The following is a 15,285-nucleotide window of genomic DNA, read 5'->3' as shown; positions in this document are numbered from 1 at the left end:
TGGAGCAAAGCGTCCAAGAACCGTGGGGCCCAGAGCCTGGGAGATCGAGGGGAGATGAGCATCGACACCATTTCGGCTGCCAGCGATTCGACCGCCGGCATTTCGGCGGCCATCGTCTCGACCGATAGCGCCGATGCGCGGTCGAACCAGCGGCTCGTGCGGCTCGTCACCGACAGCCCGATCCCGTCGGTGATCAGCGACCCCCGCCTGCCCGACAACCCGATCGTGGCGTGCAACCAGCCGTTCTGCGACCTGACCGGTTATCCCGCGGACGAGGTGATCGGACGCAATTGTCGGTTTCTGTCGGGGCCGGCGACCGAGCCCTGGCTGTCCGAAGAGATTCGCCGCGGCGTGCGCGAGCACAAGCCGGTGCTGGTCGAGATCCTCAACTACAAACGCAATGGACAGCCGTTCCGCAACGCCGTGCTGGTCGCGCCGCTGTACGACGAGGAAGACCGGCTGCTGTATTTCCTCGGCTCGCAGGTCGAGATCGATACCAACGCCGCGCCGCCGACCAGCATGCGACGCATCCGCGCGGCGGAGATGGTCAAGGCGCTGTCGCCGCGCCAGGGCCAGGTGCTCAAGTTCGTCGCGCAGGGCCTGCTCAACAAGCAGATCGCCGCCGAACTCGGGCTGGCCGAGAAGACGGTGAAGATGCACCGCGCGATCCTGATGGACCGGCTTGGCCTGACGACCACCGCGGACCTGATCCGGCTCGCGGTCGAGGCCGGGCTCTAAGCCATATCGGACGCCGCATATGGGCCAAGGTCCGTATCGCCCCCTGCCCCACCCAGGCGTATCCAGTCCTTGGTCGTCACAGCGGCTGGGTCTCGGACCGTATTAGCCATCGGTTCCGCGGCTCGGGTGGAATTCCCTCCGTTACCCTTTCAAGTCGCTGTGGCGCCATCCCCGGGTGGACCGAAACCGATCACTCCGTCGGCCCTCGCTCTCCCGCAACAAGGCCGGTTCGCCAGCGTAGCGGGCGCGGCACAGCAAGGTGATGGAGACCTTCATGGACAGCATAACCCCGTTCCAGTTCTCGCTGGTATATAACGCGTTTTCATTCACGTTCGCGACGATGGCCGCGACGACCGCCTTCCTGTGGCTGTGCCGATCCCAAGTCGCGCCGGCATATCGTACTGCCGTCACCATCTCGGGGCTGGTGACCGCGATCGCCGCCTATCACTACCTGCGGATCTTCGAGAGCTGGAACGAGACCTATTCGCTCAAGGACGGGATCATCTCGGGCACCGGGTTCGCGTTCAACGACGCTTATCGTTACGTCGACTGGCTGCTGACCGTGCCGCTTCTGCTGATCGAGCTGGTGCTGGTGATGCGCCTGTCGCCCGAGCAGACCTCGTCGAAGACCGTCCGGCTGGGTTCGGCCGCGGCGTTGATGATCGTGCTGGGCTATCCGGGCGAGATCGCGACCGACATCCCGACCCGCGCCCTCTGGGGTACGTTGTCGGCGATCCCGTTCATCTACATCGTCTGGGAATTGTTCCGCGGGCTCGGCGACTCGATCGAGCAGCAGCCGGCCGTCGCGCGCGACCTGGTCCGCAAGGCCCGCCTGCTGACCTTCGCGTCGTGGGGCTTCTACCCGATCGTCTACATGGCGCCCTATGCCGGGATCAGCGGTGCGACCGCGACGACCGTCATCCAGCTCGGCTACACGATCGCGGACATCGTAGCGAAGGCCGGCGTCGGCGTGCTGATCTACATGATCTCCGTCCGCAAGTCGCAGGTCGAGGCGCATGGCGTCGCCGTCCACAATCATTGATACCGACGCTCCCGCTCGGGTCGCGGCATCGATTGCCGTGACGAGCTCAGACCGCCGCGTCCCCTCGGGGCGCGGCGGCTTCGTGCATCCCGGCTTCTGGCTGGCTGCCGCGTACCTCGCGACCGCGATGGCGGCGGGGCTGTCGCTCGATGGCCCCATCGCGACGCTGATCGCGACGATCGTCTTCATCGGCGGGGGCATGCCGCATGGTGCCTACGACATCGCGTTGCTGGCGCGCACAGGTCGCCTCGGACGGCACGGCCTTGCGCTTGCGGTCGGTGGCTATGTCGGGATCGCGGTCGCGATGGCCGTGATGTGGGTGGTGAGCCCGCTGGTCGCGCTGGTCCTGTTCGTCGCGGTCGCCTCTGTCCATTTCGGCGAGGACTGGACGATGATCGACGAGCCTTTGCTCAAGGTCGCGGCCGGGACCGCGATCATCGCTGCGCCCGCAATCGGGCACCCTACCGAGGTCGCGCGGCTGTTTGTTGCGATGGTCGGCGGGCCCGGCGGCGAGACGGTCGCGCGGTCGCTGATCGCGGTCGCGCCGGTCGCGCTGCTGGTCACGATCGTCGGCATCAGCGACGCCTGGCGGAACGGTGCGCGCGAATGGGCAGCGGCAACGGCGGTTGCGATTTTAGGCCTGGTCATCGCGCCGCCGGTGGCCGGATTCGCGCTGTTCTTCGTGTTCCTGCACTCGCCGCGTCATCTGGCCGATGCGCGGATCACGCTGGGCGGGGTCTCGCAGCGGCGGTGGCTGGCGACGGGGGCGGCCTTGTCGGTGGCGGCGATCGGCGCCTGGGTCGTGTTCGCGACCAGCCTTGGACGGTCCCTGCCCGCCGACCTGACCGCGCAGGCGTTCCAGTTGCTCGCGACCGTCGCGGTGCCGCATCTCGCGTTTTCGAAATGGATCGAGCGGCGACTGGCGCGGGGCGATTGCGAACTTTGCCCGACCTGACGTACGCCGTCAGGAGTGGGCAAGAATCTGCTCGGCAAGGTGTCGGCCGGATAGCCAGGCGCTTTCGATCCGCGGGGCCAGCAGCCAGTCGCCTGCCGCGCCGATCTGCTCGCCGGCGTTCCAGAGCGACTCGAGATCGAGCCCTGCCGTCTTTGCGTAGCGCCAACGATGGGCGGTGCGTAGTATCGGGGTGGGTAGTACTCCCACGGCGTGCTCGGCCAGCGCCGCCTGCAACCGATCGACCACGATATCGACGGACTGTTCCAGATGTTCGTTCGACCAGTCCGGCGTTGCCTGGACGACCCAGGATTCCGGGCCCTTGCGCCCCGGCTTGGCGCTGTTCCGCGCCGCCCAGCCGATGATCCCGGCATCCTTGAGGACGTCGTGCGAAATCGTCAGCGGCGCGTCGAAGGCGAACATCGCCGTCCAGCAGGGTGCCGACCGACAGCCTAACGCTTCGCTCGCCATCGCCGGGTCGTGCGGTGCCAGCAACGGCGCGGCCTGCTCCGCGGGCGTTGCGATGACGACGGTGTCGAACAACGCGCCCGTCGTATCCGGGTCGACCGCCCAGCCCTCGGCCGTCCTGCGGACGTCGGTGACGCGAGAATTCCAGCGCACGTCGGTTTGCGCGGCGAGATGCTTGACGATGGCGTTCATGCCGGGCGTGCCGACCCATGCATCGGGGCCCGCGGCGGGCCAGGGCGCGACGACTCCGGCCGACTTCCACGCGTGCATCGCGGCGATGAAGTCCGGGTCGCGCATCGTCAGATATTGCGCGCCATGATCGAAGGCTGTCTCGCCGGCGGGGGTGTCGGAGCGCCGCGTCGCCATGCGACCACCGGCACCACGGCCCTTGTCGAACAGCGTCACCGCGCAGCCATCCTGCTGGAGACGCACCGCACAGGACAATCCCGCGATACCCGCACCCACGATCGCAACCTTCACGCATGTCTCCGAACAACGATACCGGGACGATCAAGCCCCGGTATCGAGTACATATCAATTACGCTGGGCGATCAACCGGTTGGTAGCAGGACCGCGTCGATCGCGTGGATCACGCCGTTGGTGCAGGCGATGTCGGCGGAGATCACGCGTGCGCCGTTGACGGTGACGCCGTCGGTGCCGTCGACATGCACGGTCGAACCGCCGGCGGTGGCGGGATCGAGCACCTTGCCGCTCACATCGTCGGCCATGACCGCGCCCGGGAGGACGTGGAGGAGCAGGATCGCCGTCAGCTTCTCCTTGTTCTCCGGCTTGACGAGGTCGTCGACGGTGCCGGCCGGCAGCGCCGCGAACGCCGCGTCGGTGGGCGCGAAGACGGTGAACGGACCCTCGCCCTTCAAGGTATCGGCGAGGCCCGCCGCGCCGACGGCGGCGACCAGTGTCGTGAACGATCCCGCGGCAACCGCGGTGTCGACGATGTCATGCTTGGTATCGGTCATGGTCTATCCTGAAATCGGAGGCTGATGCCGGTGTCCGGCGCGCGTCCTTCCCATCAAGCCCGTGGCCGCGCGATATGACCTTTGGGTCGTATGGCCTCGCCGACACCCGCGTGGGGCCGTCGTGTCAGGCCAGGTGGCGCGGATCCTGGAGAGGGCCCTCCGCGCCGGTGCCGATGTCACCGCCCATGCCGCCCCCGCCCATGCCGCCGCCGCCGCCACCCTTGCTGCCGTCCTCCTTGGCACCGCCCCTGCCCCCGCCGGCGCCGGCCGGACGCGTCGGGCCCTGCATGGGGATGGCGAGGTCGGCCGGGATGGGATCGAGATCGAGCGCCTCGCGGATGAACGCCCTCAGCGAAACGACCAGGTCATGCGTGTGGACCGGGTGCCCGGCGACGAGTTCGCGGACGGCGCGGTCTGCAAGGCGGACATGGTCCTCAGTTCCCAGCAGGATGATGTCCGACAGCGCCGCCTCGACCGCATCGCGAATGCGGCGCGTACGATCCGACCGCGACGCGCTTTCCGCGGTGAGATCGAGGGCGGCCATCGGTTCGGTCGCGGTTTCGTCCAGGCCACGCCGCCTGAGGTCGCGCTTGTGCGCAGGGTCGACGGAGAGATCACCGGTGAACGAGCCGCCCAGCGTCCTGTAGGCCGCGATGAGCGTGCGCAGGCGCTCGTTGATCTGCCGGTTCATGCGCTCGCGACGCTGTTGGAAGGTCATCTGCGTCAGCAGGCGGATGCCGACTCCCAGCAACGTGACGAGCACCAGCCCGAGCACCGTGACGAGCAGATTCTGCCAGGAACTGAAATCGAGACCGCGCACACGATGATCCTCTCACGTCACGGCCATCAACGTCCGATGGCTGGCACGGTGCCATCGCTAGGTTCGCCCCCGTTGGCGCGGCTCGTCGCATTGCCGAGTATGACGGGCGCATCCGGGCTGCCGATCCTCTGGACGCATGACGAGCCGCGGGCCACGAACGCCACACACCGGGGGCCCGGAGTAAGTGACTGTGTTGAAGACCATGTGGAACATGCCCGCCAAGGTCTGGCGCGAGGAGGCGGCGAACGACGAGGACGCGCATGAGCCCGTCGCCAGCGGATCGTTGGCGGACATGGTTCGGGCGTTCGACGACTATGACGACGCCGAAGCCGCGAACCTGATCATCAAATGCGCCGGCCGCGACCGGCCGATCACCTGGGAGGAAATTCGCGACCTGCGCCATACGGACGAGACCGCCGCCGCAGGCCGGCGATAGCGGCGCCGGCACCGGTGGTGATGCGCGTAGTCGCCAAACTGCGCGTCGAACCTCGGCCGGACCTGGACACCGGAACGTGCGCCGTTAAGGCCACGCTGGAACCCGGCACAGCGAGAATGCATCATGGTAGCGACAGTCATCACGCCCAGCGGCCCCGGAGCGATGGAAGCCGGACTGATCCTCGACGAGGACGGCCAGCGCTTCGTCGTGCTGACGTTCAAGGAGCCACAGGGCGAGCCGACCCTGGTCACGTTCACGGTTCCGGTGTTCCAGAACTATGTCCAGCATCTCGTCCGCACCGCCGCAGCCGCCAACGAGGAAGCCAATTGGGGCATTCCCGGCTGACCTATATCGGGCGGTCGTACGTCGGTCTGGTCCGCCACTAGCTCAGGCTTGTCGGCGCTTTCAGCGTCCCAATGGCGACGTGGCATAGCCGGCGAGCAACGCCGCCACGTCGTCGTAGATCGCGACGGCGCCCGCCGATTGCAGTTGCGCGTCCTTGAACTTGCCCGATCAGACCGCGACCGCGGCGATCCCGCATTTGGCCGCCGCCTCGATGTCATAGGGCGTATCGCCGACGACGATGACGCTGCCCGGCTCGATCCCCGGCAGTTTCTTCAGTGCGGTAGCGAAAATGTCGGGCGCGGGCTTGGTGTTCTCGACGTCGTCGCTGCTGGTGGTCGCGGCGATCAGGTCGCGCGCGCCGAGCAGGTCGATATACTGCTCGAGTTCCGCTTCCGACGCCGATGACGCCAGCACGACCTGCTGTCCCAATCCGTGCGCGTGCGCCAACAATGCGTGCGCCTGCGCGAAGGGCTTGGCCGTATCCAGGTACTTCGCCTTGAAGATTTCGCCATGCCGTTCGCCGAGCGCGTCCTGTTGATCCTCGTCGGCATCGGGCAGCAGGGTCGGAACGAGCATGTCGGTGCCCTTGCCGATCTGGTCGTGGATGACCTGTCGATCGAACGTCGCACCGACGCCCGCGAACGCTTCCTCCCAGGCGAGGACGTGCATGTCGTTGGTATCGACCAGCGTGCCGTCGATATCGAAGAGAATGGCGTTGATCTGCATCGGTGGGCTCCAAATTTGCCTGAGCGGATGGCGCTGCCCGTCCAGGCGGCCGTGATCGGCGCCTGCTGGACGGCAGCGGTTGCGACAAGTTGAAACGGCCAAAGATCCGGTTCGGTCCCGTATAGTGCCCCCGCCTCTGCAATCGTATGGCGCACCGTCTCTAAGTCTTTACGATCAAACGGCTTATCGGAACGTAAATCGTCATGATCAATATCAATATCTTGCGAGCTCCTGATCGAGAATTTGTGAGAATCGCGATCGATATCGTCGATCAATATACAAATCTTGATCGTGATCAGTGAAAAACTGGGCGGCTAAATAGATCATCAAGGAACGATGTCAGCCCTTCGATCGCTATGGAATTCAACGATCCGAGAGAACGGGCCGAGCTTTCAGTAATGCCGCGTATCTGACTGCGGATTTTCAGGTCTATATCGAACTATATAAATCGCACTGGACTCATAGTGATAATATTTTGATAGATATTATTTTATCTTTCTAGTTACCGAGCACCTTATTTCACGGACCACTGGTTACTCGACTTGCGCGATCAGTCGCACAGTGCCGTATCATCGATACTATTTTCAGTTTACCTTTTAAGGAGACCCTCATGCGCGCACTCGTTTGGCATGGCAAAGGCGACGTCCGCGTCGACACTGTTGCCGACCCCGAAATCAAGCACCCCCGCGATGCAATCATCAAGGTCTCGGCCTGCGCGATCTGCGGCTCGGACTTGCATTTGCTCGACGGGTATCAGCCGACGATGCAGGCGGGCGACATCCTCGGTCACGAGAATATGGGCGTCGTGGTCGCGCTCGGCTCCGAAGTCACCAACCTGAAGATCGGTGACCGCGTCGTCGTGCCGTTCACGATCAGCTGCGGCGACTGTTTCTTCTGTCGCAAGGGACTGTTCTCGGCGTGCGAGCGGACCAATCCGAACGCCGAGATGGCGATCAAGGCGATGGGCCATTCGCCCGCCGGCCTGTTCGGGTTCAGCCACATGCTGGGCGGCTATTGCGGTGGCCAGGCCGAGTATCTGCGCGTGCCGATGGCCGATATCGGGCCGATCAAGGTGCCCGACAACGTCACCGACGACCAGGCGCTGTTCCTCTCTGACATCTTCCCGACGGGCTATATGGCCGCCGAGAACGCCAACATCGAAGAGGGCGACACGGTCGCGATCTGGGGCTGCGGCCCGGTCGGGCAGTTCGCGATCCGCTCCGCGCTGATGCTTGGCGCCGGTCGCGTGATCGCGATCGACGAAGTGCCCGAGCGCCTCGCGATGGCCGAGGCCGGCGGCGCGGAGACGATCAACTTCGCCGAAGTCGACAGCGTCTATGACGAACTTCAGTTTCGCACCAAGGGCCGCGGCCCAGACAGCTGCATCGATGCGGTGGGCGCAGAGGCCTCGGGCCACGGCGCCGTCGACGCGGTGATCGACAAGGTGAAGGCTGCGACGTTCCTCGCGACCGACCGCGTGCATGTCCTGCGCGAGGCGATCATGAGCTGCCGGATGGGCGGCACGGTGTCGATCCCGGGCGTCTATGTCGGGATGGGCGACAAGATCCCGATCGGCGCGATGATGAACAAGGGGCTGACGATCAAGACCGGCCAGACGCACGTCCAGGCCTATACCAAGCCGCTGCTCGCGCGGATCGAGGCGGGCGATATCGACCCGAGCTTCGTGGTCACGCACCCGGCCAGCCTCGAGGATGCGCCCGAGATGTACCAGAAGTTCCGCGACAAGCAGGACGGCGTCATCAAGGTCGTGCTGCGGCCTTGACCCACCTGGGGGACGAAACGCGCGTGGCGGTTCGTCCCTCACCTGCCCCCCCTCGATACGGTGAGGAATACGCCATGAGCGACAAGGTCCCGATGCCGGTAAGCGGCAATCCCGATACCAAGGGCGCCCCCGATGGTGTCGGCGCATCACCCGCAGGCAAGGGCGGCGGCGACGTGCACGGCCGGTCTGCCGGTGGAGAGAGCGGCGGCGGCGCCTATCCCAATCCGCACGCAGGCAAGGCCGCGACGAACACCGGGTTCATGGCGCATGGCGGCCAGAGCGACATCGCCTATCACGGTGGCGGTCAGGCCGGCGAAGACGGCGGCAGCACGCCCAACGGCGTCGCTGGATCGGACGGCGATCCGGGATCGACGATCGCCGCCGACCCCGATGCGGATCGTACCTCGCGCGGCCTCGCAGGGGATGGCGGCTCGATCGATGTCGTCGAGACCTCGGGCATCGCCGAAGCCGAGGCAGGTGGCAAGGTCGGCACCGACGACACCTACGAGGACGAGCAGAAGCATCCCGGCTCGGGCTGACGTTCCGGCCGAATTCACTCTTTTACGTTAGCCCGAGTATGTCGCCCGGCGCACAAAGACGAGTTCACTTGGCAGTCCGGTGAAGACTTTGCTTCCGCTCCATGGCATCGGTTCGGCATGGGCGGAGACCGATTTTGATCCTGCACAGCGTCACCCGAGCGCGCATCGGCAGCGAGGCGGAACCGCTCGTCGTCATCGACGGCTTCTCCCGCGAACCCGAGGTATTGCGCAGGGCGGCGGCTGAAGCTGTCTTTGCATCCGCGGGGCAACATTATCCGGGTGTCCGCGCGGATCTTCCCGATGCGTACCTGCGCGATCAGCTTCCCCTCGTCGCGCGCGCCCTGGGCCGCGACTTTGGACCGTGTCGCCGTATCCGAGTCGTTGACGCGCAATTCTCCATCGTCACGATTGCGCCTGAATCGCTCGATATCCGACAACGCGTGCCGCATGTCGACGCCTATGGCCGCGATCGAATTGCGTTGATCCATTATCTGTCGCCTACGCATCGCGACGGCACCGCGTTCTTCCGGCATCGCGGCACAGGGTTCGAGACGATTGACGAGACGCGCGCGCCGGCGTTTTTCTCGCGCCTCGGCAGCGAGGTCGAGGCGATACCGCCCGAGGGGTACATCGCGGACGATACCGCCCTGTTCGAACGCACTGCGGTGATCGACGCGGAATATAACCGCGCATTGCTGTATCGCAGCTACGTCCTGCACAGCGGCGCGATCACGCCCGATGCCTTACTCTCGCCGGATCCGGCCGTTGGGCGACTGACCGTCACCGCGTTCCTCGCGATCGAATGAGGCGGTTGAGGTAAGTGTGTGCGTGGCCTAATCCGGTGGCGCTATCGGATCGGGTTTGCACGACGCGGCGACGACTCCGGAGCGACTATCGGGGAGGATTACCTTGAACCATATGCTGCTGGTTTTGACGAGGGCCTTGGCGGAACCAGCATTGCCGTTGGTCGATAATATCGATGCCGCCGCTCGTTCGCGAGACGCTGACGCCATTCCCCTGGATCTAGGAGCCCTGCGATGATCCTGCTGATACTCGCCGCGCAAGCCGCAACATTGGGCGCAACCAACTACAGCGTCGATGCGCCCATGCCTGCGCCGAAGGGGAAGCCAAGCTTTGCCGACGAGTTCGACGGCAAGGCGATCGACCAGACCAAATGGCGCTACGACGTGTCGCGCAACGCCGCGGGCTGGTACAATAACGAACGCCAATACTACGCGAAGGACCGCGCCGAGAACGCGCGGATCGAGGATGGCGCGCTGGTGATCGAGGCGCGGCGCGAGAAACTCACCAAGACGCGGTTCGCCGACTGGGGCGGCCAGGCGTATACCTCGGCCAAGCTCGTCTCTCGCAAGCCTCGCGGCTACGGCTTTTACGAGGTCCGCGCGAAACTACCGTGCGGACGGGGCAGCTGGCCGGCGATCTGGCTGCTCCCGTCGGGCGGCAAGTGGCCGGACGAGGGCGAGATCGACATCATGGAGATGGTCGGCTGGGACGCCGGCACCGTCCACGCGACGCTGCACAGCGGTGCCTTCAACCACGTCAAGGGCACGCAGCGCGGCGCCCAGACGAAGATCGCGACAGCGTGCACCGCGTATCATCGCTATCAGCTCGACTGGCGCGCCGACACGATCACCATCGGCGTCGATGGCCGCGCGATCATGCGTGTCGCGAACGACCAGCCCGGCGGCAAGGCGGCGTGGCCGTTCACGCGCCCCTACGACCTGATCCTCAACCTCGCGGTGGGCGGCGATTGGGGCGGCCAGAAGGGGATCGACGATGCCGCGTTCCCACAGCGCATGACGGTCGATTACGTCCGGTACTGGCAGCCGCGCTAACGCCGACCGCGCGCCGCGAGGATCGTCCCTCCGCCGCACAGGGTCAGGGCGGCGAGTACCAGCATGACCGCATCGAAATCGGTCGGCGTCGCCAGCGCCCAGGTGAGCGTCGGCCCGAGCAGCCCGGGCAGCGTGTTGGTCAGGTTCAGCAGCCCCAGGTCGCGCCCCCGGTGCAGGGGATTCGGCAGCAGCTGCATCGCGAACGACGCGTGCAGCGCCAGGAACACCGACGCACCCGTCGTGTAGAGGCAGAACGCGACCGCCCCGCCCTCGAAGTCGTCCGCGACGGCCATCCCGACCAGCCCGGCCGCCGCGACGATCGTGGCCGCGAACAGCAACGGCTTGGTCCGCCCGGACCGATCCGCGAACCGGCCGACCAGCACCGCGATCGGCAGCGGCAGCGTGTAGGCGACGAGCATCACCGTCCCCATCCGCGCCGCGATCGTGCCAGCCGCCAGTGTCGGCGCGACGCTTTCGAGATAATAGAAGAGATAGACGAACAGCGCGCTGCCCGCGACCTGGACGAACAGCCGGGCGCTCCAGGCGAGCGCGAGATCTCGGCGGAGCATGGCCTTCACGGGCGAGGTCGGCTCGATCCGCGCCACCGGCCGCGACCTGGTCAGCAATAACGGCACGATGCCACAGGCCATCACGAGCGGCACGATCGACAGGCGCGCCGCGTCGTCCAGCGACGCCGTCGCCATCAGCATCGCCGCCAGTGCGGACGCGGCCGGACAGGCCATCGCGAGCAATCCGCCGGCCACGCCCTTTTGCGCATCGGGCACTTCGTCGGCCATGATCGCGAGCAGTGGCGCCAGCACCGCGTTCACCGCGACCTGGAACGCGACGACCGCGAGGATCAGCGCGCGGGGCGTCGCGGCCGTCGTCATCGCCGCGTAGGACAGTGCCGTGGCGACGACCCCACCGGCCAGCCATCCCCGGCGTCCTCCACCCCGCGCGACCGATCGATCGCTCAGCCATCCGAACGCGATGTTCGACACGCTCGCCGCCACCGCGCCCGCGACGACGATCGCGGTGAGGACGTCCAACCGGGCTGCGCCAGCGACCGCGTCGACCTTGATCGGCAGCAACAGCGTCAGCAGCGGGAGGTAGCCGACGACCCCGCCGGCATAGGCGAGCGCGAAGACCAGCAGGAACGCGGTCGAGCGACGATCGCGGCGGGGCGCTGGATCGCGGGAAACGGGAGGGCGCGCCATACCGCAACCCTAAGCTGCGGCGGGCCGGACAGGCAACTGCTCCGCCGTTGGTTCGGACGGGCACATGGATCGTCGTGACCGGATCTCGTTCTCACGCAAAGACGGTAGCGCAGTCTGGATCTACGCCTTCGCGGGGAAACACGCCTTGCGCCACCTCAGGCCCGACCGGCCTCAACCGCGTGGATCGCCCCCCTGTTGCGTCATAGCCACTATCGAGAGTCAAATTTGAGAACGTTCACAAGTGTAGCGCTACCTTGCTTGACACAGTGTTACAAAATGCGAAGTGAACGTTCACGGGAAGGCGCAACGCATAGCGCCGTCTACAGGGGAGGACTATCATGCGTGGCTTCGCAGCTCGCTCGCTTTCGCGTTTCATCATCGGCACTTCGGCACTGGCGCTCGTCGGTCTGCCCGGTATCGCCATGGCGCAGGACGCCGCCGCCACGGTCGGCAATCCCGGCCCCTCGGACATCGCACCGCAGGCCACACCCGCCGATCCGAACGAGACCACCGACGACATCGTCGTGACCGGCATCCGCGCTTCGCTGCGCGAGGCGATCGACATCAAGCGCAACGGCCAGGGCGTGGTCGACGCGATTTCGTCCGAGGACATCGGCAAGTTCCCCGACACCAACCTCGCCGAGTCGCTCCAGCGCATCACCGGCGTGTCGATCGACCGCTCGAACGGCGAAGGCTCGACCGTCACCGTCCGCGGCTTCGGCCCCGAATACAACCTCGTCACGCTCAACGGTCGGCAGATGCCGACCTCGACGCTCGGCGACGGCGCCAGCGCGCCCGCGTCGCGCTCGTTCGACTTCGCCAACCTGGCGTCCGAAGGCGTCGCCGCGGTCGAGGTCTACAAGACCGGCCGGGCCGCCGTGCCGTCGGGCGGTATCGGTTCGAGCATCAACATCCGCACCCCGCGCCCGCTCGACAAGCCGGGCACCCGCGGCAGCGTCGCCGCGAAGGGCGTGCTCGACACCTCGCGCAACGGCAAGGACCCGATCACGCCGGAAGTGTCGGGCATCCTGTCCACGACCTTCGCCGACGACCGGATCGGCGTCCTGTTCAGCGGCTCGTACCAGCGGCGCAAGGCGAGCAACAACTCGTCGGGCGTCGGCTTCCGCGACGGTTTCCTCGGCGCCGAGAACAACTGGGGTACGCTCGCGCAGCCGGGTACGCCGGGGGCTGCGAACATCACCAATCGCCCTGGCCCGACCGATGTCTATGAAATCCCGCAAAGCGCCAACTACAACATCGTCGACATCGACCGCGAGCGCATCAACGGCCAGCTCGTGTTGCAGGCCAAGCCGACCGACACGCTGACCGCGACGCTGGACTTCACCTATTCGAGCAACAAGGTCGAGGTGCGCGACAGCAGCGTCGGCATCTGGTTCAACTTCGGCGACACGCGCAGCGCCTGGACCGACGGCCCCTCGGCCGGCCCGCTCTTCTATTCCGAGAATTTCGCGCCCGGCAAGGACCTGTCGTACAGCAGCGCGCTGAGCGCCAACAAGTCCGAGAACAAGTCGCTCGGCGGCAATCTGACCTGGGAAGCGCCCGGCAACGTCACGATGTCGCTCGACGCGCATCACTCGACCGCGGTCTCCAAGCCGACCAACGATTACGGCAGCAGCACGTCGATCGGTGGCGCGATCTTCGGCGTCCAGTCGCAGAGCATCAATTTCGAGAACGACCTGCCGATCATTTCGTACCAGATGTATCCGGGTATCGACCCGCTGAACGCGTCGCTGATCACGCCGACCGGCAACGCGTTCCGCAACGCGTATTTCAAGGACGAGATCAACCAGCTCCAGTTGAAGGGGCATTACGACCACGACGGCGATTTCCTGAGCAGCATCGACTGGGGCTTCTCGTACGTCGACAACAAGGTGCGGTCCGCCTACGGGTTCATCCAGAACGAGACCTGGGGCGGCATCGACCCGCGCGGTGCCTCGTTCGGCGCAGCCGCGGTGCCCGACGATTTCTTCAACCTCACCAGCCTGCCCGACAAGTTCAAGGGCGTCGCCGGATCGAACGATCCCGCGTTGCCGGCGTCGATCTACACCTTCAACTTCGAGCAGATGGCCGAATTGCTGCGCTCGCAGTACAACATCTGCAGCGCGCCGCAGACTGGTGTCGCAGCGCCCGGTACGTGCCTCGCCAATTACACCAACGATCGCCGCATCCGCGAACAGACGATCTCGCCCTTCATCCAGTTCAACACAAAATTCTCGGTGTTCGACATGCCGGCGCACATCATCGGCGGCATTCGCTACGACGAAACGCAAGTGAACTCTTCGGCGCTGGTGCCCATCCCGAACGGGACGCGCTGGACTGGCGCGAACGAATTCGCGCTCACCTACGGGGCCAATTCGTTCACCTCGCTGAAGGGCAAATACAACAACTGGCTACCCGCGGTCGATTTCGACATCGAACCGCTCCGCAACGTCAAGCTGCGCGCCTCGTACAGCCATACCATCACGCGCGCGGATTACGGCAGCCTGCAGGGTGGCCTGAACATCGACTCCAACCCGCGCATCGGCGGCGGCACCGGCAGCCAAGGCAACCCGAACCTGCTTCCCTTCAAATCGAAGAACATCGATCTGTCGGCGGAATGGTATTACGGCCCCGAAAGCTACATCTCGGTCGGCTATTTCAACAAGGACGTGAAGAACTTCATCGGCACGAACCAGATCAACACGCCTGCGTTCGACCTGCGCAACCCAGGCTCGGGCCCGCGCTATCGCCAGGCGGTGGCGGCGCTGGGCACGACGGACAACCTCCGCGTGCGCGATTACATCCTGCGCAACTTCCCGGCCTCGTCGCAGGTCACGGGCACAAGCGATTCCGGCCTGCTGAACGGCAACATCTTCGGCTTGCCCGAGGACGATCTGTTCAACTTCCAGTTGAGCCAGCCGTTCAACAGCGACCAGACCGCCAACATCAACGGCTGGGAATTCGCGATCCAGCACCGGCTGTGGGAAACCGGCTTCGGCGTCATCCTGAACTACACCATCGTCAACGGCGACGCGAAATACGACAACACGATCGATCCCAACATCGGCCAGTTCGCGCTGACCGGCCTCAGCGACAGCGCCAACGCGGTCGCCTATTACGACAAGAACGGCATCCAGGCGCGCGTCGCGTATAACTGGCGCGGCGAGTTCTATGCCGGCGGCGCGTTCGACCCGACCTATGTCGAGGCGTACGGCCAGGTCGATGCGAGTGCGAGCGCCGAGGTGAAGAAGGGGCTGGCGGTGTTCGTCGAGGCGATCAACCTCACCGGCCAGGGTCGGCGCGGGCATCGCCGCTCGGACAATTTCGTGACCTTCGCGCAACCGGGGTATGCGCGCTACTCGGCGGGCATGCGCTTCACCTTCTGA

15 protein-coding genes are annotated in these 15,285 nt (G+C 65.6%); 10 read left to right on the top strand and 5 right to left on the bottom strand.

From position 1 onward, the window contains the following. The first annotated feature begins 54 nt into the window (after positions 1 to 54). From NLI89_RS08775 to NLI89_RS08765, 3 genes are all read left to right on the top strand, one after another. Positions 55 to 738: a PAS domain-containing protein gene (locus NLI89_RS08775; RefSeq protein ID WP_254686696.1), complete on the top strand. Its 684-nt coding sequence runs from the start codon at positions 55 to 57 to the stop codon at positions 736 to 738. A gap of 274 nt (positions 739 to 1,012) precedes the next feature. Next, positions 1,013 to 1,780 carry a bacteriorhodopsin-like gene (locus tag NLI89_RS08770; RefSeq protein WP_254686695.1) on the top strand — a complete coding sequence of 256 codons (768 nt, stop codon included), beginning with the start codon at positions 1,013 to 1,015 and terminating at the stop codon, positions 1,778 to 1,780. Between the two features lie 37 nt (positions 1,781 to 1,817). Beyond that, complete coding sequence (locus NLI89_RS08765) at positions 1,818 to 2,735, top strand: Brp/Blh family beta-carotene 15,15'-dioxygenase (RefSeq protein ID WP_254686694.1); 918 nt, start codon at positions 1,818 to 1,820, stop codon at positions 2,733 to 2,735. Positions 2,736 to 2,744: 9 nt separating this feature from the next. Here the strand turns inward: NLI89_RS08765 and NLI89_RS08760 are convergent, their stop codons facing one another. The 3 genes from NLI89_RS08760 to NLI89_RS08750 form a co-directional block, all read right to left on the bottom strand. Then, the gene (locus NLI89_RS08760) at positions 2,745 to 3,680 is read right to left on the bottom strand and encodes an NAD(P)/FAD-dependent oxidoreductase (RefSeq protein WP_254686693.1); all 936 of its coding nucleotides are present in this window, start codon (positions 3,678 to 3,680) and stop codon (positions 2,745 to 2,747) included. A 71-nt stretch (positions 3,681 to 3,751) separates the two neighbouring features. Beyond that, a complete protein-coding gene (locus NLI89_RS08755; RefSeq protein WP_254686692.1) occupies positions 3,752 to 4,177 on the bottom strand; it encodes a fasciclin domain-containing protein in 426 nt (141 codons plus the stop codon). A gap of 124 nt (positions 4,178 to 4,301) precedes the next feature. Continuing rightward, on the bottom strand, positions 4,302 to 4,997 hold the full coding sequence (locus NLI89_RS08750; protein WP_254686691.1) for a hypothetical protein: 696 nt from the start codon (positions 4,995 to 4,997) through the stop codon (positions 4,302 to 4,304). 193 nt (positions 4,998 to 5,190) lie between these two features. Here NLI89_RS08750 and NLI89_RS08745 point away from each other — a divergent pair, with 193 nt between their 5' ends. After that, positions 5,191 to 5,433 (top strand): hypothetical protein, encoded by a 243-nt coding sequence (locus NLI89_RS08745; protein ID WP_254686690.1) that lies wholly within the window; start codon positions 5,191 to 5,193, stop codon positions 5,431 to 5,433. Between the two features lie 123 nt (positions 5,434 to 5,556). After that, positions 5,557 to 5,778: a hypothetical protein gene (locus NLI89_RS08740; protein WP_187503705.1), complete on the top strand. Its 222-nt coding sequence runs from the start codon at positions 5,557 to 5,559 to the stop codon at positions 5,776 to 5,778. Between the two features lie 168 nt (positions 5,779 to 5,946). Here the strand turns inward: NLI89_RS08740 and NLI89_RS08735 are convergent, their stop codons facing one another. Further along, positions 5,947 to 6,504 carry an HAD family hydrolase gene (locus tag NLI89_RS08735; protein WP_254686689.1) on the bottom strand — a complete coding sequence of 186 codons (558 nt, stop codon included), beginning with the start codon at positions 6,502 to 6,504 and terminating at the stop codon, positions 5,947 to 5,949. Positions 6,505 to 7,114: 610 nt separating this feature from the next. On the opposite strand from NLI89_RS08735, the gene NLI89_RS08730 reads away from it, so the two are divergent. The 4 genes from NLI89_RS08730 to NLI89_RS08715 all read left to right on the top strand — a co-directional run bounded on the left by NLI89_RS08730 (position 7,115) and on the right by NLI89_RS08715 (position 10,682). Beyond that, complete coding sequence (locus tag NLI89_RS08730; RefSeq protein ID WP_254686688.1) at positions 7,115 to 8,287, top strand: zinc-dependent alcohol dehydrogenase; 1,173 nt, start codon at positions 7,115 to 7,117, stop codon at positions 8,285 to 8,287. A gap of 74 nt (positions 8,288 to 8,361) precedes the next feature. After that, positions 8,362 to 8,826 (top strand): hypothetical protein, encoded by a 465-nt coding sequence (locus NLI89_RS08725; protein WP_254686687.1) that lies wholly within the window; start codon positions 8,362 to 8,364, stop codon positions 8,824 to 8,826. Positions 8,827 to 8,960: 134 nt separating this feature from the next. Next, entirely contained in the window at positions 8,961 to 9,632 is a 672-nt protein-coding gene (locus tag NLI89_RS08720) for a DUF6445 family protein (RefSeq protein WP_254686686.1), read from the top strand. Positions 9,633 to 9,863: 231 nt separating this feature from the next. Beyond that, the gene (locus NLI89_RS08715) at positions 9,864 to 10,682 is read left to right on the top strand and encodes a glycoside hydrolase family 16 protein (RefSeq protein WP_254686685.1); all 819 of its coding nucleotides are present in this window, start codon (positions 9,864 to 9,866) and stop codon (positions 10,680 to 10,682) included. On the opposite strand, the gene NLI89_RS08710 is transcribed toward NLI89_RS08715, so the two are convergent. Beyond that, complete coding sequence (locus NLI89_RS08710) at positions 10,679 to 11,899, bottom strand: MFS transporter (protein WP_254686684.1); 1,221 nt, start codon at positions 11,897 to 11,899, stop codon at positions 10,679 to 10,681. The two genes, NLI89_RS08715 and NLI89_RS08710, sit on opposite strands and share 4 nt — an antisense overlap. A gap of 338 nt (positions 11,900 to 12,237) precedes the next feature. Between NLI89_RS08710 and NLI89_RS08705 the strand changes: the two genes are divergently transcribed. Beyond that, complete coding sequence (locus NLI89_RS08705) at positions 12,238 to 15,285, top strand: TonB-dependent receptor (RefSeq protein ID WP_254686683.1); 3,048 nt, start codon at positions 12,238 to 12,240, stop codon at positions 15,283 to 15,285.

The organism is Sphingomonas faeni (genome assembly GCF_024273235.1).
Classification (GTDB): Bacteria; Pseudomonadota; Alphaproteobacteria; order Sphingomonadales; family Sphingomonadaceae; genus Sphingomonas; species Sphingomonas faeni_A.
This window is presented reverse-complemented; position numbering and strand designations above follow the sequence as displayed.